General features: G+C 59.8%; 20 protein-coding genes and 2 pseudogenes. 7 read left to right on the forward strand and 15 right to left on the reverse strand.

The window, feature by feature from the left end; genetic code table 11:
• The first annotated feature begins 310 nt into the window (after positions 1 to 310).
• Positions 311 to 1,603, forward strand: coding sequence for an MFS transporter (locus AC07VG_RS10175; protein WP_495020974.1), 1,293 nt, complete (start codon positions 311 to 313; stop codon positions 1,601 to 1,603).
• 169 nt (positions 1,604 to 1,772) lie between these two features.
• On the opposite strand, the gene AC07VG_RS10180 is transcribed toward AC07VG_RS10175, so the two are convergent.
• Genes AC07VG_RS10180 through AC07VG_RS10195 form a run of 4 tightly spaced genes read right to left on the reverse strand, consistent with a single transcriptional unit; the run spans position 1,773 to position 6,847 of the window.
• Positions 1,773 to 3,224 (reverse strand): anion permease, encoded by a 1,452-nt coding sequence (locus AC07VG_RS10180; protein ID WP_495004465.1) that lies wholly within the window; start codon positions 3,222 to 3,224, stop codon positions 1,773 to 1,775.
• Between the two features lie 54 nt (positions 3,225 to 3,278).
• The gene (locus AC07VG_RS10185) at positions 3,279 to 4,532 is read right to left on the reverse strand and encodes a complex I 51 kDa subunit family protein (RefSeq protein ID WP_495004466.1); all 1,254 of its coding nucleotides are present in this window, start codon (positions 4,530 to 4,532) and stop codon (positions 3,279 to 3,281) included.
• A 10-nt stretch (positions 4,533 to 4,542) separates the two neighbouring features.
• Entirely contained in the window at positions 4,543 to 6,201 is a 1,659-nt protein-coding gene (locus tag AC07VG_RS10190; RefSeq protein ID WP_495020975.1) for an FAD-binding protein, read from the reverse strand.
• A gap of 10 nt (positions 6,202 to 6,211) precedes the next feature.
• Positions 6,212 to 6,847 (reverse strand): 4Fe-4S dicluster domain-containing protein, encoded by a 636-nt coding sequence (locus AC07VG_RS10195; RefSeq protein ID WP_495020976.1) that lies wholly within the window; start codon positions 6,845 to 6,847, stop codon positions 6,212 to 6,214.
• A 384-nt stretch (positions 6,848 to 7,231) separates the two neighbouring features.
• Here AC07VG_RS10195 and AC07VG_RS10200 point away from each other — a divergent pair, with 384 nt between their 5' ends.
• Entirely contained in the window at positions 7,232 to 8,254 is a 1,023-nt protein-coding gene (locus tag AC07VG_RS10200) for a hypothetical protein (protein ID WP_495020977.1), read from the forward strand.
• A gap of 408 nt (positions 8,255 to 8,662) precedes the next feature.
• Here AC07VG_RS10200 and AC07VG_RS10205 read toward each other — a convergent pair whose 3' ends face one another.
• The 7 genes and pseudogenes from AC07VG_RS10205 to AC07VG_RS10235 form a co-directional block, all read right to left on the reverse strand.
• A complete protein-coding gene (locus AC07VG_RS10205) occupies positions 8,663 to 8,791 on the reverse strand; it encodes a colicin E3-like toxin immunity protein (protein WP_495021118.1) in 129 nt (42 codons plus the stop codon).
• The gene (locus tag AC07VG_RS10210) at positions 8,788 to 8,919 is read right to left on the reverse strand and encodes a colicin E3-like toxin immunity protein (RefSeq protein ID WP_495020978.1); all 132 of its coding nucleotides are present in this window, start codon (positions 8,917 to 8,919) and stop codon (positions 8,788 to 8,790) included. The genes AC07VG_RS10205 and AC07VG_RS10210 overlap by 4 nt, the downstream gene beginning before the upstream one ends.
• A 7-nt stretch (positions 8,920 to 8,926) precedes the next feature.
• Positions 8,927 to 9,031: a colicin E3/pyocin S6 family cytotoxin gene (locus AC07VG_RS10215; protein WP_495004472.1), complete on the reverse strand. Its 105-nt coding sequence runs from the start codon at positions 9,029 to 9,031 to the stop codon at positions 8,927 to 8,929.
• 266 nt (positions 9,032 to 9,297) lie between these two features.
• Positions 9,298 to 10,545, reverse strand: coding sequence for a ribonucleotide-diphosphate reductase subunit beta (locus AC07VG_RS10220; RefSeq protein ID WP_177145490.1), 1,248 nt, complete (start codon positions 10,543 to 10,545; stop codon positions 9,298 to 9,300).
• Positions 10,546 to 10,820: 275 nt separating this feature from the next.
• Entirely contained in the window at positions 10,821 to 11,195 is a 375-nt protein-coding gene (locus AC07VG_RS10225) for a DUF2784 domain-containing protein (RefSeq protein WP_495002372.1), read from the reverse strand.
• A gap of 64 nt (positions 11,196 to 11,259) precedes the next feature.
• Positions 11,260 to 12,135, reverse strand: coding sequence for a 4-hydroxy-tetrahydrodipicolinate synthase (gene dapA, locus AC07VG_RS10230; protein WP_495020979.1), 876 nt, complete (start codon positions 12,133 to 12,135; stop codon positions 11,260 to 11,262).
• A 498-nt stretch (positions 12,136 to 12,633) separates the two neighbouring features.
• A pseudogene (locus AC07VG_RS10235) lies at positions 12,634 to 12,774 on the reverse strand (antitoxin Xre/MbcA/ParS toxin-binding domain-containing protein); the annotation flags it as partial.
• 115 nt (positions 12,775 to 12,889) lie between these two features.
• On the opposite strand from AC07VG_RS10235, the gene tam reads away from it, so the two are divergent.
• A complete protein-coding gene (gene tam / locus AC07VG_RS10240) occupies positions 12,890 to 13,654 on the forward strand; it encodes a trans-aconitate 2-methyltransferase (protein ID WP_495002370.1) in 765 nt (254 codons plus the stop codon).
• A 42-nt stretch (positions 13,655 to 13,696) separates the two neighbouring features.
• Here tam and AC07VG_RS10245 read toward each other — a convergent pair.
• From AC07VG_RS10245 to AC07VG_RS10255, 3 genes and pseudogenes are all read right to left on the reverse strand, one after another.
• Positions 13,697 to 13,795 (reverse strand): annotated as a pseudogene (locus tag AC07VG_RS10245) (type II toxin-antitoxin system HicB family antitoxin); the annotation flags it as partial.
• Between the two features lie 52 nt (positions 13,796 to 13,847).
• Positions 13,848 to 15,221 carry a nucleotide 5'-monophosphate nucleosidase PpnN gene (gene ppnN, locus AC07VG_RS10250; protein ID WP_495002369.1) on the reverse strand — a complete coding sequence of 458 codons (1,374 nt, stop codon included), beginning with the start codon at positions 15,219 to 15,221 and terminating at the stop codon, positions 13,848 to 13,850.
• Between the two features lie 321 nt (positions 15,222 to 15,542).
• Entirely contained in the window at positions 15,543 to 16,487 is a 945-nt protein-coding gene (locus AC07VG_RS10255; RefSeq protein ID WP_495002368.1) for a sensor domain-containing diguanylate cyclase, read from the reverse strand.
• Positions 16,488 to 16,704: 217 nt separating this feature from the next.
• On the opposite strand from AC07VG_RS10255, the gene fabV reads away from it, so the two are divergent.
• Positions 16,705 to 17,901, forward strand: coding sequence for an enoyl-ACP reductase FabV (gene fabV, locus AC07VG_RS10260; protein ID WP_495020980.1), 1,197 nt, complete (start codon positions 16,705 to 16,707; stop codon positions 17,899 to 17,901).
• A gap of 123 nt (positions 17,902 to 18,024) precedes the next feature.
• On the opposite strand, the gene AC07VG_RS10265 is transcribed toward fabV, so the two are convergent.
• Positions 18,025 to 18,849 (reverse strand): aspartyl/asparaginyl beta-hydroxylase domain-containing protein, encoded by an 825-nt coding sequence (locus AC07VG_RS10265; protein WP_495002366.1) that lies wholly within the window; start codon positions 18,847 to 18,849, stop codon positions 18,025 to 18,027.
• Between the two features lie 194 nt (positions 18,850 to 19,043).
• On the opposite strand from AC07VG_RS10265, the gene AC07VG_RS10270 reads away from it, so the two are divergent.
• The 3 genes from AC07VG_RS10270 to AC07VG_RS10280 all read left to right on the forward strand — a co-directional run bounded on the left by AC07VG_RS10270 (position 19,044) and on the right by AC07VG_RS10280 (position 20,841).
• Positions 19,044 to 19,700, forward strand: coding sequence for a ribonuclease T2 family protein (locus AC07VG_RS10270; protein ID WP_495002365.1), 657 nt, complete (start codon positions 19,044 to 19,046; stop codon positions 19,698 to 19,700).
• 128 nt (positions 19,701 to 19,828) lie between these two features.
• Positions 19,829 to 20,527, forward strand: coding sequence for an AzlC family ABC transporter permease (locus tag AC07VG_RS10275; RefSeq protein WP_495002364.1), 699 nt, complete (start codon positions 19,829 to 19,831; stop codon positions 20,525 to 20,527).
• On the forward strand, positions 20,527 to 20,841 hold the full coding sequence (locus tag AC07VG_RS10280) for an AzlD domain-containing protein (RefSeq protein WP_495002380.1): 315 nt from the start codon (positions 20,527 to 20,529) through the stop codon (positions 20,839 to 20,841). The genes AC07VG_RS10275 and AC07VG_RS10280 overlap by 1 nt, the downstream gene beginning before the upstream one ends.
• The last annotated feature ends 11 nt before the right edge of the window (positions 20,842 to 20,852 follow it).

Below are 20,852 nucleotides of genomic sequence, written 5' to 3' on the forward strand. Positions count from 1 at the left end.
ACGTTATCCTGTTCTCGGAATATCATTGAACCTAAAAATGACAGTTGATGAGCCCAAGCCAAGGCAAAGGTTTGTCGTGTGGTGAGATCTACCGTTGACGAATGATACCGAGGGCGTTAGGTTGAATTTAATGAACGCATTTTTCGTGACCACCACGACAACCACCACCACGACCGCCATCGGCGGGCCGCGGGGAGGTTGTGCGCTCTAAACACAGGCCACAATTTAACCGAAAGGCCCCGCCGGAAACGGACGGGGCTTTTTTGTGCTCTTTGTCCTTCCGGCCCATAAAAACGTCAGGGAGAGAAGGATGGATGATGTCGATTACCGCGAATTGGGGAATAAACTCGATTTGCGAAAAGTTCGGTCTGCAAGTAACGCCGTGCAATCAATGAAGGTTCGCCGGGGTTCGTCGCTTTTTGATCGATTCACCGGCGGCATTGGTTTAGCAACAACGGTCCTGCTCTTTCTGCAGCTTCTGGTTAATCTCTCGGTGTTCGGGTCTTTTCCGCTGCTGGCTGCCTTTCTGAGTGTCGAGCGACATTTGAGTGCTGGCGACATCGCGAGCGTACTCACCGTGAGCCTGCTGTCGAGTCGGCTGTTGCCGCTTATTCTAGGATTCGCTACCGACCGCTTCGATAGCCGAGTGCTGGCTTCGTTAGGCCTGGTCTGCCGTGCTATGGGATTCATCGGCTTGGGCCACGTTCTTGATTTCTCCGCGTTGCTCGCATGTGCCTTCTTGAGTGGACTCGGCGCAGCCCTCTATGAAACGACCGCGTACTCCGTGTTCGGCACCCTCAAAACAGACATCCGTTCGCGTGTCTTCGTTTTGAATAATCTTGTACTTAATCTGGGGGCGCTGGTCGGGCCCACGGTGCTGTTCTTACTGCCTGCCCATGGCGGCGCTTTTCCCTTTGAGGTGAGCGGTTATATCTTTGCTGTGTTGGCTTTGGTGGCACCGTTCGCCGCTGTACGAGCGCGCGGGCATGCAAGACCGAGGCGGGTTGCCTCTGCGTTTTTTGAGGTTTTCCATGACCGGCAATTTCGAAGACTCTGCATCGCACTTATCCCGTTCTGGACGGTGTACACGCAAATTTATGTGTTCATCCCGCTGACTTTTGCTCAGGGAGCGTCAGGGTATAACGGTGTGCGACCGTTCTACATCGCGAACGCTTTGTTCGGTGTCTTAATCGCGCTTCTGGGGATGCGATGGTTTCAACGCGCGGGGTGGCGATCGTTGATGTCAATCGGTCATCTTGCGCTGCTCGCCTGTTTCGCGCTGGCAGCGCTCATTTTCCTGGGTGAATGGAACTCGCAGCAGTCTCTGGTGATCCTCGTCGTCATCGCTTTGGTTTTTACGTTCGGTGAAAGCCTCATCTTGCCCGCCTCGAACATCGCTCTCGCTGAACTGACGACCGAGAGCAACGCGGGAAGCTATTTCGGCGCGTCAGCAGTCTCTTGGGCGATAGGTGGGGCATTGGGAAACTATCTGGGCAGTATGGGCGCGGGATGGACGCCGATCAGCATGGGTTGGCTCGTCTTCGCTGTTGTCAGCATGATCGGGTTACTTTGTTTCAAGAGGCTTGAACGGGTACCGGCATAAAATTAGGCAAGACGGCAGGACCGTTTCCAACGGTCATATCATAAACTTGAGCCGGTCTACGTGAGGCTCTTTCTATGAAGAATCCAATGATTCATGCATTGAAGTAACCTCGTTCAAGCCGGCGTGGCAGACCGTTGAAAATGGGCAACGCTCTGTGCGGCGGTGTAGCCTAGGACAGCGCAAGGATCCAAGGCGCGCCCAGACCCAGCAGCAGAATGAGAAACAACCCGCCGAAGATAGAGCCCAGGCGCCAGTAATCGGCACTAGGCAGATAACCACTGCCGTAGTAGACCGGGCTCGGCCCCGTGCCATAGGGTGTAATGATGCCCATCAGCCCCAGCGAAGTGCCCAGAAGCAGCGCGAAGGCTTGCAGATCGATGCCGCTCACTCCCATCCCGGCTGCCAGCATCACCGGCAGTAGCGCGGTGGTGTGGGCGGTGGAGCTGGCGAACAGGTAATGGGCCAGATAAAACACCACCACCAGCAGCACCATGGCAACGTTGGGAGAAAATCCATTCAGGTGGGCCGCGACGAATTGACCGAACCACGGCACAAAGCCCACCCGTGTCAGGCCGTCGGCCAGGGCCACCAGCGTGGCGAACCAGGCGAAGGTGTTCCAGGCTGCCTTGTTGCCCAGTGCGTCATCCCAAGTGATGACATTGCTCAGAAGCATCAACACGATGACGAGGATGCCCACCAGGGCCGGGTCGAGCCAATCCCCCGCGAATATCCACAGTCCGAGCGCACTCACCACCAACGCCAACAGGATCTTTTCGCGACGTGACAGTGGGCCCAGATCGGTCAGTTCGCGGGCCGCCCAGGCCGGCACTTCTTCGTTGCTCTTGATCTGTGGCGGATACAGCCAGTACGCCAGCAACGGCAGCACTGCCAGTAACAGCAAGCCGACCGGTGCCGCGGCGATAAACCACTGGCCCCAGGAAATATGCACGCCGGCGATTTTTTCGATCAGGGCCGAGGCCAGCAGGTTGGGCGCCAATGCGGTCATGAACAGCGAGCTGGTGACACAGGTGGACGCGATGGCAACCCACATCAGATAGGAACCGATGCGCCGCGCGCTGGGGTCGTTCGGTTTGGAGTCGTAGAGTCCAGGCAGGTTGCGAATCACCGGGTAGATGGTGCCGCCACTGCGAGCGGTGTTGGACGGGGTAAAGGGCGCCAGCACCAGGTCCGCGAGCATGACGGCATAGCCCAGGGTCAGGGTCTTGCGGCCCATGCGCTTGACCAGCAGCAACGCAATACGCCGCCCCAGCCCGGTTTTCTCATAGCCCAGGGCGAACATGAAGGCGCTGAAGATCAACCAGACCGTGTTGTTCGCGAAGCCCGACAGGCCCCATTTCAAGGCCTCCGCGGGCACCTTGAAGCCTGCGCTGGCCAATTGTTCCGGACTGAACAGCACCCAGGGGGCCAACACCGCCGCGACCGCGACCCCGATCAGGCCAATCACGGCGCCCGGCAGCGGTTCGAAAATAAGGCCTACGACCACACCCGCGAACAGGGCGAAAAAATACCAGGCATGCGGGGCCAATCCGGCAGGTGCCGGCAGGAGTGCGAGCACAAGCGCAACGCAAGGTGGCAGCAGAAAGGTCCAGAGATTACGCACTATCGAGTTCCTAATAATACCGAGGGCTGAAGGCAATTGACGGGCGATTGGACGTCATCCACCCACGGCAATGACTTGAGCGGCGTATTCGTTGCGAAATTGCTTCAGGGAGCTGAGTACTACCGTTGCCGCGCCATCAATCAGGCCACAGCGGCCGCTGCCCGGAAGCAAATGGCAGAGACTCTCCAGTGCCTGCAGGTCATTGGGCAGGCCCATACCGGTATCGATTCGCCGCAGCAACCGCGAGAGTTGATAGGTCCCGGCTTTACATGGTGGGCACTGGCCGCAGGAGCCCGCCGCAAAGAAGTCGACGTACTCCGCCACCTTGCGCACGATGCTGGTGCCCTCCGAGATCACGATCATGGCCCCCGTACCCAGGCTTGAACCACGGGCCTTGAGCGCATCAAAGTCCAGGGGCACATCCAGATCGCCCGTGCCCAGCAGGGTATTGGAAGGACCGCCGGTGAATACCGCCTTGAAAGCGCGTTCGCACAACATGCCACCGCCGTGCTCGAAAATCAGCGTGCGCAGCGAGGTGCCCATCGGTAGCTCGTACAGGCCTGGCCTGAGTACGTCCCCGGAGAGTGAGTAGAGCTTGGTCCCACAGGCGTTACCCAGGCCCAGGTCTCGGTACCAGGCGGCGCCATGGCGCAGGATGTGGGCAACCTGGGCCAGGGTTTCGATGTTGTTGATCAGTGTCGGTTGGCCATGCACGCCACTTTGCGCGGGGTAGGGCGGTTTTTGCCGGGGGAAGGGGAAGCCTCCTTCGACACTGGCGATCACGGCGGTTTCTTCGCCACCGATATACAGGCCCGAGCTTTCCACCACCGCAAGGTCGATCGGGCGATTCTGCTGCCGGGCGACTTCGGCCAGGAGGGCGCAGCCCCGCCATTGCTCGACGGCCTGACGCACAACGGCCACTGCTCCGTGCTGGTGCGGGTTGACGTAGAGATAAACGTGATTGGCCCGTGTGGCTAGCGCGGCAATCAGCGCGCCCTCGATCACCTGATGCGGCGATTTTTCCAGTAGTTCGCGATCCTTGAAGGTGCCTGGCTCATCCTCGTTACCGTTGCACAGGACATACTTTTCCAGCTCCGCAGGTTGCTCCGCCACGGCGGCCCACTTGCGATGGGTAGGGAAACCGGCGCCACCCAGGCCGCGCAGGTCTGCTTCGGCCAGGGTCGGGAGGATGCCGCCCGGATCGCTTAGCGCGGCGCGCAAGCCTTCGCCGCCGCCCTGGGCGAACCAGGCATCGAGATCGGCGCCCACTTGTACGGCGGGGGCGAGTAATACGAGTTGAGTCTTCATCTCAGGCATCTCAGTAAGGCAGCGAGTCGGCGTGAGTGGTCGGCAGTGCACCCTTGGCCCGGTGGGGCACGGCGCTGTGCCGGCGCAGGTCGAAGTTGCCGTACCCGGGGAACAACTCGGGGCCGTAGACGTTCAGTGGCAAGCCGGCGGCGATCAACTGGCGTTGCCAGTCGTACACGTGTGACAGGCCGACCTTCGGTGCGGGCGTGGGGTCGGCGGTGTGTGCCGCGTGCTCTCCAGCCCGGCGTCCGAAGGTGATGATCTCTGCCAGGGCGTTGCCCATCATGCGATTGCGTCCATGGATGCCGCCGCTGATTTCGCCGACGCAGTACAGCCCGCGTACCGAGGTTTCACCGTTCTCGTTGATGGCCACTCCTCCGTTTTGATAATGCAGGGTCGGCCGGACGATCAGTGGCTCTACGGCTGGATCGATACCGCACTGGCTCGCGACATGCCCCAGGCTCACCAGGCGTTCCTTGAGAATCCCCGGATGGCGGCGCTCCAGACCGGGTGTATCGAGCCAGACGCCCAGTTGCCCGTCACGCTCGACGCCACGGCCTTCTGCGCATTCCTTGAGGATTGCGGCGGACACCACATCGCGGGTTTGCAGTTCGGGAATGAAACGCTGCCCCAGTCCGTTCACCAGATAGGCTCCAGCCGAGCGCGCGGCTTCGGAAATAAGCCCGCCGACACGATGCGCCGGCCAGGCCAAGCCGGTGGGGTGATACTGGAAGGAATCGATTTCGCGCAGGCGAGCGCCAAGACGATAGGCCAGGATCAAGCCGTCGGCGGTTGCGCCATAATGGTTGGACGTGGGGAAACCATTCAGGTGCAGGCGCCCGGCGCCGCCCGTGGCGAGTATCACGCGGCTGGCGCGTACGAGGATGAAGCTGTGCCGTTCCAGGTTGTACAGCACGCCGCCCACGCAGGTGCCGCTTTCGTCGGAGAGCAGCTCTACCAGAGGGCAGCGGTTCCACACGCTCACCCGCTCTTCCAGTTCCACCGCCTCGCGCAGTACCCGCATCATCTCCAGACCCGTGTAGTCCTTGAACGAGAGGATGCGCGCACGGCTGGCACCGCCGGGTTTCTTGCGCAGCAGCTTGCCACCGATCAAGCCGCCCTCGGCGAGATCGAAGTGCATGCCGCGCTCGATCAACCAACGAATACTCTCCGGTCCCGACTGGGCGAGACGCGCCGCCAGCGTTCGATCGGCACAGAGGTGGCCGGCGCGCAGGGTGTCTTCAAAGTGAATCTGGGGGCTGTCGTCCTCGCCGACGGCAGCCTGTATGCCGCCCTCGGCCATCACCGTATTGCTGTCGCCCAGGCGCAGCTTGGTCGCGAGGATGACATGGGCACCGTGTTCCACGGCGGTCAGCGCCGCTGCGCAACCGGCACCGCCGCCGCCGATAATCAGCACACCGGTATTGACCACCGGGGCACCGGCCAAGGCCGCGTCATCAATTTGCGCGTTGCTGTGCAGGCGGTCTGTTAGTTCGCGCGGGCAGTTGTCGCCGCGATTCACGCCCACCTGCAGCGGCGTATTGGCGCCAACCTGATAGTCCGGGTGGAAGGCGTGCAGCAGTGCTTGTTTATCGAATGCTTCAGAGGCGGGCGCGCAAGCGCTGGCGCGCAGTTGGGCCAGTGCTTGCAGATAAGGAATACCGGGCATGTTGTGTTCCTTATTCCAGCGTCACGTTGGGGTCGACGCTCGTCACGCCGCGGTTGATCTGGCTCAGGCGCTGCATCAGGTCCGCCGGTCGAAAGCCGACGGAAGCTGACATCCGGCGTATGTAGAGGCCCAGATGGTTCGGCGAAATATGCTCGGGGCAGGCAATGGTGCACAGGTTGCACATGATGCATTCGTCGAATACCTGGCTGGCTGACAGATCCCCGACGGCGGCCAGGTTGACGCCTTTCTGCACCTCCAGGCCCTTGGGGCAGGCGCGGTCGCAACCGCCGCAGTGCCGGCAATGACTGGCTTCGGGAAAGGTGGCGGCAATGCGCTCCGAGATGTTCCAGGTGTCGTCCCAGTCGTGGAGGTTGTAGGTGTGGTGCCGGTTCATGGGCAGATGGTCGAGGAAGCTGATCTGCAAACCCTGCTCGACTCGGGTTTCGCAGGCCAGGGCGGTGCTGACCTCACGTTCGCCAGCACGCCGGATCAGCACCCGGCATGAGCCACAGACGCCTTGGCCCATGCAGCCGACAGCGTCGATGAGCGGTTGTCCTGAGTCGATAACGGCTTCCAGGATCGAACGCAGGGCGCTGGTTTCGATCAGTTCTCCATTGAGGGTGACCTGAACCGGGGATGTTGGCATAAAAGCTCCTGAACGCCCCGCAAACGGCAAGGGCTCAAGAGCAGCCTAGAGCATCGGGACTAGAGGGGAACTGATGCGGCTCAATAAAACCGTACTCGCTCCTGTCGCCACCTGTTTAGGCGTTTTGGGCTTCGAATGGCGCAGACCCAAGAAACCGGTGATGTCTTGAGAGAAGGTCGAGGATGATGGTGCGCCATGGAGGCTTACACACACTGGAAGATCCCAGTACATTCAGCTCTGGTCCAAGTTCTTGTAGGTTTTCGAATTGCTGCTACCGTTTCAAGCTGACAGCCGTAGCTCTTGTTATCCTGAAGCGACACCTAACGGGCCGGACCCGGAGGGCGTGGCGCGGGCACCTTGGGCTCTTACCCTGAAGGGATGCTTATGCCAGGTGGAAACGGTTCCAACGATGGCTTCTCCAGCGCCAGTAATCTCTTTATTCCTGTCCTGACCACTGTTTGCCTGCTTCTGCTAATGCTGATCCTGGCGGTAAGGCGCCTGCATCGGTATCAGGAAAACGAGGAGCAAGAGCCCCCGGCCATCACCGACTGGCGTACACCTATCACGCACAGTTTGCGCCGAGGTAATTTCAGCAGACAGACGATCGATACATCGCTCTCCAGCTTTGGCAGCGCGCAGGTGCAGGCACTGGGCAATCCCGGGCCGTCAGCACTGGACATCCAGACGGCAGCGACGAACTTCGACGATATCCGTGGCGGTGCTTTCCATCTACGGCATATCGTGGCCGACAACTTCCTGCGGCGGGCGGTGCAGAGCGTCCTGAACAGTCGAGTCGATGAGCGAATGGCTGTGGTGCGCGCATTGTTCGTGGCGATGAACGCCAATACCCTGGTGGCGACCTGGGATAACGTGGTGCAGCGCCTGCAGAATGGCCGGGCCGATCGCAACTGGTATCAGCTATTGGGCGCCAATCATGTTCGAGATCTACGGACCGGCCTAAACAATACGGTGGGCCAACTGTTCTATTCGGAACAGCAAGGCAACCTCCTGACTGGTACGCACGTGGACGTCACAGGTGATGCGATCAGCGTCCTCGGCGAAGACCGCGTGAGTTCCATCGTCAACAGCGCCACGGACCTGATGGAGTCCCTGAACCTGAGGCCGCGCCTGGTCCATCTGGAGGGCGAAATTCTGCTGGGTTTCTCCGGCGCATCGGGGGCCTACCGGCGATATGGCTATGACCCGCGTCGCAGCCACGACACGGCTGAGGATGCGTTGCGCCTGATGTCCTACGGGCAAAGCCTGCGTGCTTTGAGTCGTTCCGACCTGAGCGTGGTGTTGCGCTACCTGGTGCGCTATCGCCGCCGCGAGGTTCTTGCCGGTTTGCTTGTTGTCCTGTGGTCCATCTGGTACGACTTCGGCTTTCCATCGCTCGGCTGGGAATAGTGCTGCGAACCACGCCAATGCCTGGGTGGTGGCCGAATTCCTAGGCTGATACTAGATCACCTACCTCTGATAGTTCAATTCCAGCGTTTTGGCCTTGTCAGGAGTTGTTGCAGGAACGGATTCCCTCATGCAAGACTAGTTTCCGAAGCCTGCTTGAATGAGTCAAACGCTCCCTCGTTGCAGATGAACAAACGTTTGTCCAGAATGGAATTTTCAGTTTTTGGGTGGTCTGTTTCCAGCGGGAAGTGGTTACGATCGCAGTCTGACGATACAGTCGCGATATAAATAAAATTTTGTTTTTTAATATCTTTCCTTATGTCGATAGAAATTGGTTTTTCTTTCGTTTATTTTGAGTGGCTGGTTTTTAACATCATAAAATCCTGCGTAGAGCACTCTTCTGAAAGTCAGCTATCGCCATTTGTCTGCATGATCGAATGCAATTGTATAGTCATGTTTTTTTAAGTTAATTTCGTGGTTGAAGTAGGGCTGTAATTTTGCTTTCCATTCATCGGAAATGTTAAAGCATCCATTGTTTATAGTGGTTTTGGGGGCAGCCCTAGGGACTCCATACTGGAATAGTCATCGCCTTGGTCTAAGGAGCGTTCTCCACCCTCACCAAGCTCTGTGAGTTTGTCAAACCACTGGATTCGCAATTTCAGTCCCATGGAAACCTCACAGACATTTTTTAAGATTACGCTTTTTATTAGCGGGCTTGAGCTGTTCGCCTGTCACATAGTCGAATGCGCCTATGTGGCTACCGTCGCTGGCTCTATACACTTCATGCGGGCGGTCAATAAATTGATGACCTTGTTCACCTGTATACGGTTAAGCGATAGTGATCCGCGAGATTTGGGCAATATCGCCTCTATTTCACGGCTATTATTACAGGATGCCAGTGACGTATTCGATGTGATCGAAACGCGCGGGCTGGAAGCGAAGCACCTGGCTTCATAGCTGCAGTGCCCAGACGCAAACGAAAAAGCCCTGAACAGGTTCAGGGCTTTTCGGTATTCCAGTCTATTCACCCAAGGTGAACAGCGGTATCAATCCCAGCTCAACGCCCCGCCAGTCTGATACTCGATCACCCGCGTCTCGAAGAAATTCTTCTCTTTCTTCAAGTCCATGATCTCGCTCATCCATGGGAACGGGTTGGTCGTACCTGGGTATTCTTCCTTCAAACCGATCTGCGACAGGCGACGGTTGGCGATGAACTTGAGGTAGTCCTCCATCATCGCCGCGTTCATGCCCAGCACGCCGCGCGGCATGGTATCGCGGGCGTATTCGATTTCCAGCTGGGTGCCCTGCAGGATCATCTGCGTGGCTTCTTCCTTCATCTCGGCATCCCACAGGTGCGGGTTCTCGATCTTGATCTGGTTGATCACGTCGATGCCGAAGTTCAGGTGCATGGATTCATCCCGCAGGATGTACTGGAACTGCTCGGCCACGCCGGTCATCTTGTTGCGACGGCCCATGGACAGGATCTGGGTGAAGCCGCAGTAGAAGAAAATCCCTTCCAGCACGCAGTAGTAGGCGATCAGGTTACGCAGCAGTTCCTTGTCGGTCTCGACGGTGCCGGTCTTGAATTCCGGGTCGGAGATCGAACGGGTGTACTTCAGGCCCCAGGTGGCCTTTTTCGCCACCGATGGAATCTCGTGGTACATGTTGAAGATCTCGCCTTCATCCATGGCCAGCGATTCGATGCAGTACTGGTAGGCGTGGGTGTGGATCGCCTCTTCGAAGGCCTGGCGCAGGATGTACTGGCGGCACTCGGGGTTGGTGATCAGGCGGTACACGGCCAGCACCAGGTTGTTCGCCACCAGGGAGTCGGCGGTGGAGAAGAAGCCGAGGTTGCGCATGACGATGCGGCGCTCGTCGTCGGTCAGGCCTTCCGGGTCTTTCCAGAGGGCGATGTCGGCGGTCATGTTGACTTCTTGCGGCATCCAGTGGTTCGCGCAGCCGTCGAGGTACTTCTGCCAGGCCCAGTCGTACTTGAAGGGGACGAGCTGGTTGAGGTCGGCGCGGCAGTTGATCATGCGCTTTTCGTCGACCGCGACACGGGCCGAGGCACCTTCGAGTTCAGCCAGGCCTTCGGCGACGTCCAGGGCATCGAGTGCCGCCTTGGCACGGGCGATGGCGGCCGAGTCGGAAGCGGTCACGGCACGGGCCTCCTGGGCCGCGGCGCCACCGGCGCTGTCGAGGCGGTCCATGTTGGCTTCGGTGGCGTGGCCGGCGTTGGCGCCCTTGACGGCAACCTCGCCTTCTTCCTTGTCGAATTCGTCCCAGCTGAGCATCGGATGTTCCTTGTAGGGGTGTTTGTAGGCCTGGCTCACTGCCTTTTCGTCAGACAGGTAGACACGTGTTCAGGGCTCCCGTTCAACAGGATTCACAACACAAGCAGGCATTGGAAAACCCTGGCGGCCCAGGGGATGAAAGGTGCCGTAGGAGAGGGGTGGCACATCATGTAGTGTTTTTATTAATCTTGAGCACACTATATGGTGGTTTTGTTAGAGGGTCAATCCGAGAGACGGCAATAGCGCTGTTTCGTCGCAGCCCCTCGGCAAGGTGCCTAGTGTGCGGCTTTCAGGCGTCGGGTCTTGAACAGACGCAGGTAAACCGTGAGGTTGAGCAGCAGCACCAGGGCCCCGAAGCCAAGCTGTAGGGTGGGTGTCAGTCCGGCGGGGTAGATCAGTGGAATCAGGTAGTGTTCGATAAAACCTTCGCCATAACCGCCTTGTCCGGCGGCTTGGCGAAAGAGGTTTTCCCAGCGGGTCAGCGGGCACTCCAGGTGAAAGACTTCGACGATCACACCCCAGGTCGCGGCAGGCAGGTGCAGCCAGATCAACCGGCGCCATTTGAGCACCAGCAGCCCGCCAAACAGCACGAACAGGATGAACAACAGGTGAAACGACACCAGCCCGTCGGCCGCTATCCGGTAGAACATCTCGACTTCCTTTTCTGATCCAGGCGTAAGTGCGGATATCCTACTCGGGTGGCTGGTCCGGCTTCTACCGGGCTTCGTGGTCAAGCGTCGCGAGGATGTCGTTCAGGCGCCGGGTCGTGGCTTTACTGCTGGTTTGCATCGGTGCGCGCAGTTCGTCACGAATCAGTCCTTGAAGGGCGAGGGCGGTTTTCACCGGGCCGGGGTTGGGCTCGACGAACAGAGCCTGGATCAGTGGCGTCAGTTGGAAAAACGTGGTCCTGGCGGCTGCGAGCTGCTGATCCTGGATCTGCCGGTGCAACCGTACGAACAACTCGGGATGGATATGCGCCGATGCCGCAATCGCCCCGCTTGCGCCGAGGCACAGCGCGTTGAACATCTGATTGTCCTCACCACACAACACATCGACCTTACCGCTGGCCAGCACCGCCAGGGTGTTGCCCAGGTTGCCGCCGCAGTCTTTGATGGCGACGATATTCTCATGGGCGACGATGTTAAGCAGGGTCGCCTGCTCGAAGCTTACCCCGGTGCGGTAGGGAATGTCGTAGACAATCACTGGCACGCTGGAAGCATCGGCGACGGTCTTGAAAAACGCTTCCAGGCCGGCCTGGGACGGGCGGATGTAATAGGGTGCCGGGATCAGCAGGCCGGCCAGCGGACGCTTGAGTATCTCGCTCTGGAATTGCAGCAACTCGCTGAGGTTGTTGCCCGCCAGGCCCATCACCACCTGTTGCGGCGGGACCTGTTCGAGCACGGCATCCAGCACCGCCAGCTGTTCATGCTTGCCCAGTGCCGCGGCTTCCCCGGTGGTGCCACAGACGACGATGCCGTCGACGCCGCTGTCCAGCAGATGCGCGACCAGGCGCCGCAAGGCGACGAAGTCGATGGCCTGATCCGCGAACGGCGTGACGATGGGAACCCAGATACCTTGAAACGATGACATGCACTTTCTCCTGATGGTTGACCGTGTCGTCACCGTCAGAAGCGTAGAAGGAAGTTGGCAAGGAGGAGGAGTGACCCGTCGTCGCGCTCAATGTCCTGTCAGCTCATCTGACGGGACAGCGCGCCCCGGTCACATGAGCGACTGTTTCTTCGATTTAGGGGCAAACGCAACGCATGCAGGTGCCTTGGCATTCAAGCCAACGGCGACAGCAATGAGGTTGTGCGTTGCGGACATATTTGTTTGCACCCTGGATAAGCGCTTATTTTTAAAAGCTGGCGGCGGGTTTGTCAATGGTCGGTTTGGCGCAAATGTCACTTACGCTTCTGCGCCGAGGTCCAGCGCATCGCCCAGGCCCTTGGTGTGACGCAGGTCATCGCTCCAATCAGCCTTGAGTGGTGCGGCTGGGGCGATGCTGACATCACCGTGGATCTCGACCTTGAGCAGTTGCTGGGTTTCCGGAAAGTCTTCCTGATCCACCTCAAGGCGGACGAGGATTTCAAGCATGGCCATGGGGCTTTTTTCCGAGAAGCGATCCTTGGGCTTGGACAGCCAGCGCTTGGCTTTCTCATCATTGCCGAACAGTGTATCGGCCATGGCGGTGATGTGAGCGGCACGAAACAACCGGTCACTTCCATCGACGCCGCTCAAGCATTTCAATACCTTTCAGTATGGCCGCTTGTCATTGTTAGCATTTGTCATCATGGCGTGCAAAACCTACGCTTGTGCTCACTTCCCATAGACAAGAGGACGCTTGATGACCTGGTCAGCCAAGCAGTATTCAACATTTGAAGAAGAACGCACCCGCCCCGTCCGCGATCTGGTGGCTGCCATCCCCACTCGCACCGTAGGTGTCGCCGTCGACCTGGGGTGTGGTCCGGGCAACTCCACCGAGGTCCTGGCCCAGCGTTTTCCCGAGGCACGGGTCACCGGCATGGACAGCTCCGACGACATGCTCGTCAGCGCCCGGGCGCGCTTGCCCGGGTTGAATTTCGAGCTCGCCGATATCGCCACCTGGAACCCGGACCAGACCTACGATGTGATCCTGGCCAATGCCTCGCTGCAATGGGTACCCGATCACGCGATGCTCTACCCCCATCTGGTGAGCAAGCTGTCCACCGGGGGCAGCCTGGCGGTACAGACCCCGGACAATATGCAGGAACCGTCGCACCGGCTGGCGCGGGAAGTGGCAGCAGACGGGCCGTGGGCGGACAAGATCGGTGCGGTGCGACACCCGCCACGGCACGACGCGACTTTCTACTATGAACTGCTGCGCCCGCACTGCACGACGGTGGATGTCTGGCGCACCACCTATCACCACCCGCTGGCCGGTGGCCATGCGGCTGTCGTGGAGTGGTTCAAGGGTTCCGCGTTGCGGCCATACCTGGCGCCGCTGGACGAGGTGGAAAAAGCGGCTTACCTGCAACGTTACCTGGCGGCGATCAGCGAGGCCTATCCGGCGCTGGCCGATGGCACGGTACTGTTGCCGTTCCCGCGCCTGTTCGTGGTGGCGAGTCGCTGATCCTGGGGGCGTTGCAGCATAAGGTTCGTGCAACGTCCCGAATCAGGCATGCTGCAGCAAATACTCGCTCAGCGCCTGGCGGGTCAGGTCGTTGAGGGTCACCTTCTGGCGCGTCGCGGTCAGCGCGGCGGCCAGATGGAGGGCGATCTGTTTGCGCCCGTTCGGCAGGCACAAACAGATCGTTGTCGCGGGGTTAGCTCACCACGCGATAGCAAGGCACATAGGCCGCGCCACCGGGGAGTTTCATGCGGTGTTGCTCAACGAAGGCCTTGAGCAGCTTGTCCAACGGTCGCATCACTGCCGCATCGCCATGGATCTCGTAGGGGCCGTGTTCCTCGATCAGGCGAATGCCCTTGTCCTTGACGTTGCCGGCGACGATGCCCGAGAAGGCCCGGCGCAGGTTGGCCGCCAGTTCGTGGGCAGGCAGGCTGCGGCTGAGGTTGAGGCTCGCCATGTTGGCGTGAGTCGGATCGAACGGGTGCTGGAAGCCGCCGTCGATCTTCAGCAGCCAGTTGAAGTGGAAGGCGTCATTGCGTTCGCGACGGAACTGTTTGACCGCCTTCAACCCATGGGCCATTTGCCGGGCCACCTGGGCCGGGTTGTCGATGATGATTTCGTAGTGTTTCTGTGCCGCTTCACCCAGGGTCGCGACCACGAAGGCGTTCAGTTGCTGCAGGTAGGCTTCCGCGCTGCGCGGACCGGTCAGGATCACCGGGAACGGCAGCTCGCGGTTGTCCGGGTGCATCAGGATGCCGAGCAGGTAGAGGAACTCTTCGGCCGTACCGGCACCGCCCGGGAAGATGATGATGCCGTGGCCTACGCGCACGAACGCTTCAAGGCGTTTCTCGATGTCGGGCATGATCACCAGTTCGTTGACAATCGGGTTCGGCGCCTCGGCGGCGATGATCCCCGGTTCGGTCAGGCCCAGGTAGCGGCCGGTGGTGATGCGTTGCTTGGCGTGGGAAATGGTCGCGCCTTTCATCGGCCCCTTCATCACGCCAGGACCGCAACCGGTGCAGACATCCAGGCTGCGCAAGCCCAGTTCGTGGCCGACCTTCTTGGTGTACTGGTATTCCTCGGTGCTGATCGAGTGGCCGCCCCAGCACACCACCATCTTCGGTTCCAGGCCGGGGCGCAGGGTGCGGGCGTTGCGCAGCAGGTGGAAGACGTAGTCGGTGATGCCCTGGGAACTGTCCAGGTCGATACGCTGGCTTTCCAGTTCGTTCTCGGTGTAGACGATGTCGCGCAGGGCACTGAAGAGCATTTCGCGGGTGCTGGCGATCATTTCGCCGTCGACGAAGGCGTCGGCCGGGGCGTTCAGCAGTTCCAGGCGGACACCGCGATCCTGCTGGTGGATACGGATCTCGAAGTCCTTGTAGGCTTCGAGGATGGTCTTGGCATTGTCGACATGGGCGCCGGTGTTGAGGATGGCCAGGGCGCACTGGCGGAATAACGTGTAGATGCTGCCGGAGCCGGCTTCGCTCAGTTGCTGCACTTCGCGTTGGGAAAGGGTTTCGAGGCTGCCCTTGGGGCTAACCGAGGCGTTGATTACCGATCGTTGGGTCATGCTTTATTCCATCAAGGCGATGTCGCCGGGCGGCTAAGGCGCCGGCTGCACCAGAAAGGCTTCGCGCGCACGCGTGTTCCTAGCATAGCTAAATCGGGCACCCAGGTGGTCGGTGCCAGTGGGTTCAGCTTGCAGGATTTTAACGCGCCGCGAAACCCGTAGGCGTGTCGCCAGTGTTCAGTTCGCGTTGGCGTCCCGGGTACGCCCTCGTTCAGCACGTAGTGGTCGTTGCGCCGTGCGAGGCGCGGCAACCCGCTTTCGCGTTCGTTCGCCGGCAGGCGTTCAAGGAACGTCGACTTCACTCTCCAGCGCACCGTTTGATCAGTCGCTGAAGTTAGCGTACTCGGCGCCCATGCGGCCGTTGCGCTTGACTCGGTAGAGCAGTTCGTCGACTTTCTCGACAAAACCCAGTGCCGGCTCATCGACGGCGGGGCGTATGGTGCCGACTCCGAGGCTGAGACTCAGCAGCGCGGAAACCGCTGACTTCTCATGTTCGATCTGCTGTTGGCGAACCAGTTGCAGGCATTTCTCCGCCACTTGCCGGGCCTTGTCCGCCGGTGTTTCGGGCAGTAGCCAGATGAACTCCTCGCCACCGATCCGGGCAATGAAGTCCCGTGGCCGATTGGTCGCCTGGGACAGGGTCTGGGCCACTTGGCGCAGGGCTTCGTCACCCTTGATATGCCCGTAGTGGTCGTTGTACTGCTTGAAAAAGTCGATATCCAGGATGATCAGCGACAGTGGCAGTTGATTGCGCTGGGCATATTCCCACTCCCGGGCGAGCACGGTGTCGAACATGCGCCGATTGGCAATACCGGTCAGGCCGTCCTGGAACGAGTATTCCTCCAACTGCTTTTGCAGGCGGATCAGGTGCTCTTCGGTTTTCTTGCGTTCGCTGATATCGAACATAAAGCCGATCAGCGCTTCGACTTCACCGTCCTTGCGCACCACATGCACCACATCGCGGATCCAGACGTACTCGCCGTCGCGGGTCAGCGCCCGGTAGTCGGCCTCGTGGTCGACGCCGGCCTTGGACTGCGACACACAGAAGTTCACCACATATTCCCGGTCATCCGGGTGCATGCGGGCGACCCAGTCATCGACCCCGACCCAGCTGTCCGGGGTCCAACCGAGCAGGGCCTCGATCTGCGGGCCGATGTAGCTGAACGTCATGGTTTGCCAGTCGATCCGCCAGGGAATGGCCTTGGTCGATTCGAGCAGGGTCTTGTAGACATCACTATCGGTTTCGGCGGCGCTGGTGGTGTTCATGGTCGATCAGGCTTCACTGGCGGAGATGGGCGCTAGAATGTTGTGCGTACGGCAGGTAATCAAGGTTTGGGCGATACAAGGCAAGGGATTTTGCTTTCCCCGCGCAAGCCTGTGTTGTAAAAGCAGTGACGCCTCGGCTTTTTGAACGTCTATGACTAGAATCCGCGACACTGCTTACCATCAGTGTCGATATCGGCCTATGAGAAAAGGGAACCTTATGATCATCAAACCACGCGTTCGTGGCTTTATCTGTGTGACCACCCACCCTGTGGGTTGCGAAGCCAACGTCAAGCAACAGATTGACTACGTCACCCAGCAAGGCCCGGTCAGCGACGGACCGAAGAACGTCCTGGTGCTCGGTGCTTCCACCGGTTACGGCCTGGCGGCACGCATTACCGCGGCCTTCGGTTGCGGTGCCAATACCCTCGGTGTGTTTTTCGAGCGTGAAGGCGACGAAGGCAAGCTCGGCACCGCCGGCTGGTACAACAGCGCCGCGTTCCACAAGTTTGCCGAAGCCAAAGGCCTGTATGCCAAGAGCATCAACGGCGATGCCTTCTCCGATGAGGTCAAGCGCCTGACCATCGAGGCCATCAAGCGCGACATGGGCAAGATCGACCTGGTGGTCTACAGCCTGGCGGCGCCGCGCCGTACCGACTCGAAAACCGGTGAAGTCTACAGCTCGACGCTCAAGCCGATCGGCAAGTCGGTCACCCAGCGTGGCCTGAACACCGACAAGGAAGAGGTCAACGTCACCACGCTGGCCGAGGCGACCCAGGAAGAGATCGACGGTACCGTCAAGGTCATGGGTGGCGAAGACTGGCAGCTGTGGATCGATGCCCTGGACGAGGCCGGTGTACTGGCTGACGGCGCGAAAACCACCGCGTTCACCTACCTGGGCGAAAAACTGACCCACGACATCTACTGGAACGGTTCGATTGGCGCGGCCAAGAAGGACCTGGACCAGAAGGTCCTGAAGATTCGTGAACGCCTGGCGGCCAAAGGCGGCGACGCGCGGGTTTCGGTGCTCAAGGCGGTGGTCACCCAGGCCAGTTCGGCAATCCCGATCATGCCGCTGTACCTGTCGTTGCTGTTCAAGGTGATGAAGGAGCAGGGCTCCCACGAAGGTTGCATCGAACAGGTCTATGGCCTGTACAAGGACAGCCTGTACTCGCCAACCCCTATCCTCGACGAAGACGGCCGCCTGCGTGCCGACTACAAGGAACTGCAGCCGGAAGTCCAGGCGCAGGTGGCGAAGCTGTGGGATGCGGTCACCACCGAAAACCTCAACGAACTGACGGATTTTGCCGGCTACAAGGCCGAGTTCCTGCGTCTGTTCGGTTTCGGGGTTGAAGGTGTGGATTACGATGCCGACGTCAGCCCGGACGTGGCGATTGTCAATCTGATCCAGGCCTGAATCAGCGCCCGCGTCCTGCGGGCTTGAGGCGGGCGCCTGAGGGGCTGGGTCATCCAGCGCCTCAAGGCGATTACCGGGTTTGGCCGCGCCGCGTCGAAGGCGCGGCGCAACCGCCAGCCGTTGTTACTTGATGACCTTCCAGTTTTTGTAGAAGCCCTGGCGCAGGGTGAACGCCGCGCTGGCGAACGCCGCGATCGCGCCGCTGATAATGCGCGGGGCGTAGGACGGACGGACGATATCGATGAACAGGCAGTAACGCTTGGCGTCGTTCTTGTTGAAGGACGCATGCAGCAGCGTGTCATCGAAAATGAACAGCGGGTCGTCATGCCAGTAGTGCTTTTGCTGGCGGCACTGGATGTAGACGCCTTCATGGTGCGGCGCCGGGGCCATGTTGTAGAGCACGCGGAACATCATGCGCAGCGGGCCGAAGTGGAAGGACGTCGAGCGGTTTTCATTGAATACCGACACGCCCACGGTCTTGACGTAGGGGAACTTCTGCTGGAGTTCCGAGATGTCCAGTTCGGTGTCGATCTTGCGTCCGTACCACTGGAAGAACAGCATGCCGCGCTTGTTTTCCGCCATCCGCGAATCGAGATACTGGATGATCTCGTCCTTGTGGCTCATCGCCTTGTCGATGACCTGCTGCAGGTCGCGCTGGCAGTCTTCCGGCAGGTCCTGCATTTTGTAGATGCCGCGATTGGGCTTGCTGATCAGGTCGAACAGGGAGTTGAAGGGCGACAGCACCCAGGTGTTGCGGCCATTGCCGATAAAATACTTCTTCGCCAATTCGGTGGTGTAGATGCCGTTGCGCAGGAAGTCATAGACACCGCAAACCACGACCAGGAGCAGGAAACCGAGGATGGTTTTCGGGAAGCAGTAGATCAGAAAGAGTACGGCCAGGGTCCATAGGATGGAGACGACTTTCTTGCGGATGTTGCGAATACTCATGAAACACTGCTCCCTAGAGCGACTACGTCACGTGTGGCGTGCGCCGGGGCGGCGCGATAAAGCCTGAAAAAAGTCCCAAATACTACTGTTTTGTAATGGCGTTTAACAGTTTTTGTTAGAGCCAAGGCTTGACCTGAATCTATGGTTACGATGTTTTGAGCGCCATGATGGCGCCCGATGGAATAGGAAAACCAATGAAATTATCTTCTGTAGTCGCATTACTCATCGTCCTGGCGATGGGCCATGCAGGTCTCAGCGAAGCCCGGCAACCGAGGCAGCAGACGGAATCGGTGGCGGGGGTTTTCGATTACTACCTGCTGACCTTGTCCTGGTCACCGACCTTCTGTCTGACCCATGCCAACGCCCAACAGTGCAGCGGCAAGGGTTATGGCTTTGTGCTCCATGGTTTGTGGCCGCAGTATGCCAAGGGCGGCTGGCCGCAATCCTGCCCGCCACTGACGCCCTTGACGGCGCAGGAACGGCAGCAGGGGCTCAGCCTGTTTCCCTCGGGCAAGCTGCTGGAACACGAATGGAACAAGCACGGTACCTGCAGCGGCTTGGGCGCTTCGGGCTACCTGAACGCGGCCGACAAGGCACTTGGAGCGGTGGTGGTTCCGCCAGCCCTGCAACCTTCGACGACGCCGCGCGAATACTCCGCCGACCAGATCGTCCAATTGTTCCACCAAAGCAATCCGGGGCTGCCCGAGGGCGGCGTGACGGTGCGTTGCAGCGGGCCGGAACTGGCCGAGGTGCGTGTGTGCCTGACCAAGGACTTGGGCTTCGGCGAGTGCGGCAAAGGCGTCAGGAATCAATGCCGACAAGGGCCGGTGCGCGTGCCACCGATTCGCTGATCGGTCCGGGCTACCTGGGCGGCGCTTGATGCAAGGCGCTGCTCAAGTGTCACGTTGTGCACAAATGTTCAAGACAGGCGCGCGGCGGGCTGGCAAAGTCAGCGTCTTTTTCTTTGTGCCCGAGTCTTATGTCCGATCATCTGTTACCTCGCGCCGCCTTCCTGCGCGGCGCTGCGGCCATCATGCCGTTGTCCCTGGCAACCGCGCCCTGGGGATTGCTGGCCGGCTCCATGGCCATCGAGGCCAACCTGACGCCCCTGCAAGGCCAGGGCTTGTCCAGCATCGTGTTTGCCGGGGCCGCGCAACTGGTGGCGATCGGCATGCTCAAGGGCGGCGCGGGGATTTTCTCGATCCTGCTCACCACCGCGCTGCTGACCTCTCAGCACCTGTTGTACGGCATGAGCATGCGTTCGGTGATTTCCCCGTTGTCCGGCCGCTGGCGGGTCGGCTTGGGCTTTCTGCTGACCGACGAACTGTTCGCCTTGACCAGCCAGCACGACAAGCAACAGTTCAACCGCTGGTATGCGCTGGGGGTGGGGCTGACGTTCTATATCGCCTGGAACCTGTTCACCCTGGCGGGGATTGTGCTGGGCCGCAGCATTCCCGACCTTGAGCACCTGGGGCTGGATTTCTCCATCGCGGCGACCTTTATTGCCTTGATCACCCCGGTGGTGCGCAATGTGCCGACCGTGGTCTGTGTGGCGGTGTCGTTGTTCTGTTCGGTGCTGTTCAGCTACTGGCAGCTGGGTTCGGCCCTGGTGCTGTCAGGGCTGGCGGGAATGACGGCGGGGTTTCTCTGCAACAAGCTGTATCGGGGGCGCGAATGATGGTCTGGGCGGTGATTTTCGGGATGGGCTTGCTGGTGTTCCTCAACCGTTACGTGTTTCTCGAACCGCGCCTGCCGGTGCGCCTGAGCAGCAATGCCCGGCAGTTCCTCGGTTTTGCCGTGCCGGGCATGCTCACGGCGATCTGCGGGCCGATCGTGTTCATGCCCGATCACCAGTTGAACCTGCAGTACGACAATCCGTACCTGCTCAGTTCACTGGTGGCCATCGGCCTGGTGATCTACACCCGCAACACCTTGCTCAGCATGTTGCTGAGCATGGCGTTCTTTTTCCTGCTGCGCTGGTGGTTGGGGTGATCCGGGGCTGA

It is taken from the genome of Pseudomonas sp. GW821-FHT03C07, assembly GCF_059420925.1.

Bases quoted from the DNA above. Each gene is read 5' to 3' on its own strand.
- AC07VG_RS10175 (WP_495020974.1), top strand. From the start codon at position 311: ATGGATGATGTCGATTACCGCGAATTGGGGAATAAACTCGATTTGCGA.
- AC07VG_RS10185 (WP_495004466.1), bottom strand. From the start codon at position 4,532: ATGAAGACTCAACTCGTATTACTCGCCCCCGCCGTACAAGTGGGCGCC.
- AC07VG_RS10190 (WP_495020975.1), bottom strand. From the start codon at position 6,201: ATGCCCGGTATTCCTTATCTGCAAGCACTGGCCCAACTGCGCGCCAGC.
- AC07VG_RS10195 (WP_495020976.1), bottom strand. From the start codon at position 6,847: ATGCCAACATCCCCGGTTCAGGTCACCCTCAATGGAGAACTGATCGAA.
- AC07VG_RS10200 (WP_495020977.1), top strand. From the start codon at position 7,232: ATGCCAGGTGGAAACGGTTCCAACGATGGCTTCTCCAGCGCCAGTAAT.
- AC07VG_RS10210 (WP_495020978.1), bottom strand. From the start codon at position 8,919: ATGGGACTGAAATTGCGAATCCAGTGGTTTGACAAACTCACAGAGCTT.
- AC07VG_RS10220 (WP_177145490.1), bottom strand. From the start codon at position 10,545: ATGCTCAGCTGGGACGAATTCGACAAGGAAGAAGGCGAGGTTGCCGTC.
- AC07VG_RS10225 (WP_495002372.1), bottom strand. From the start codon at position 11,195: ATGTTCTACCGGATAGCGGCCGACGGGCTGGTGTCGTTTCACCTGTTG.
- dapA (WP_495020979.1), bottom strand. From the start codon at position 12,135: ATGTCATCGTTTCAAGGTATCTGGGTTCCCATCGTCACGCCGTTCGCG.
- tam (WP_495002370.1), top strand. From the start codon at position 12,890: ATGACCTGGTCAGCCAAGCAGTATTCAACATTTGAAGAAGAACGCACC.
- ppnN (WP_495002369.1), bottom strand. From the start codon at position 15,221: ATGACCCAACGATCGGTAATCAACGCCTCGGTTAGCCCCAAGGGCAGC.
- AC07VG_RS10255 (WP_495002368.1), bottom strand. From the start codon at position 16,487: ATGAACACCACCAGCGCCGCCGAAACCGATAGTGATGTCTACAAGACC.
- fabV (WP_495020980.1), top strand. From the start codon at position 16,705: ATGATCATCAAACCACGCGTTCGTGGCTTTATCTGTGTGACCACCCAC.
- AC07VG_RS10265 (WP_495002366.1), bottom strand. From the start codon at position 18,849: ATGAGTATTCGCAACATCCGCAAGAAAGTCGTCTCCATCCTATGGACC.
- AC07VG_RS10270 (WP_495002365.1), top strand. From the start codon at position 19,044: ATGAAATTATCTTCTGTAGTCGCATTACTCATCGTCCTGGCGATGGGC.
- AC07VG_RS10275 (WP_495002364.1), top strand. From the start codon at position 19,829: ATGTCCGATCATCTGTTACCTCGCGCCGCCTTCCTGCGCGGCGCTGCG.
- AC07VG_RS10280 (WP_495002380.1), top strand. From the start codon at position 20,527: ATGGTCTGGGCGGTGATTTTCGGGATGGGCTTGCTGGTGTTCCTCAAC.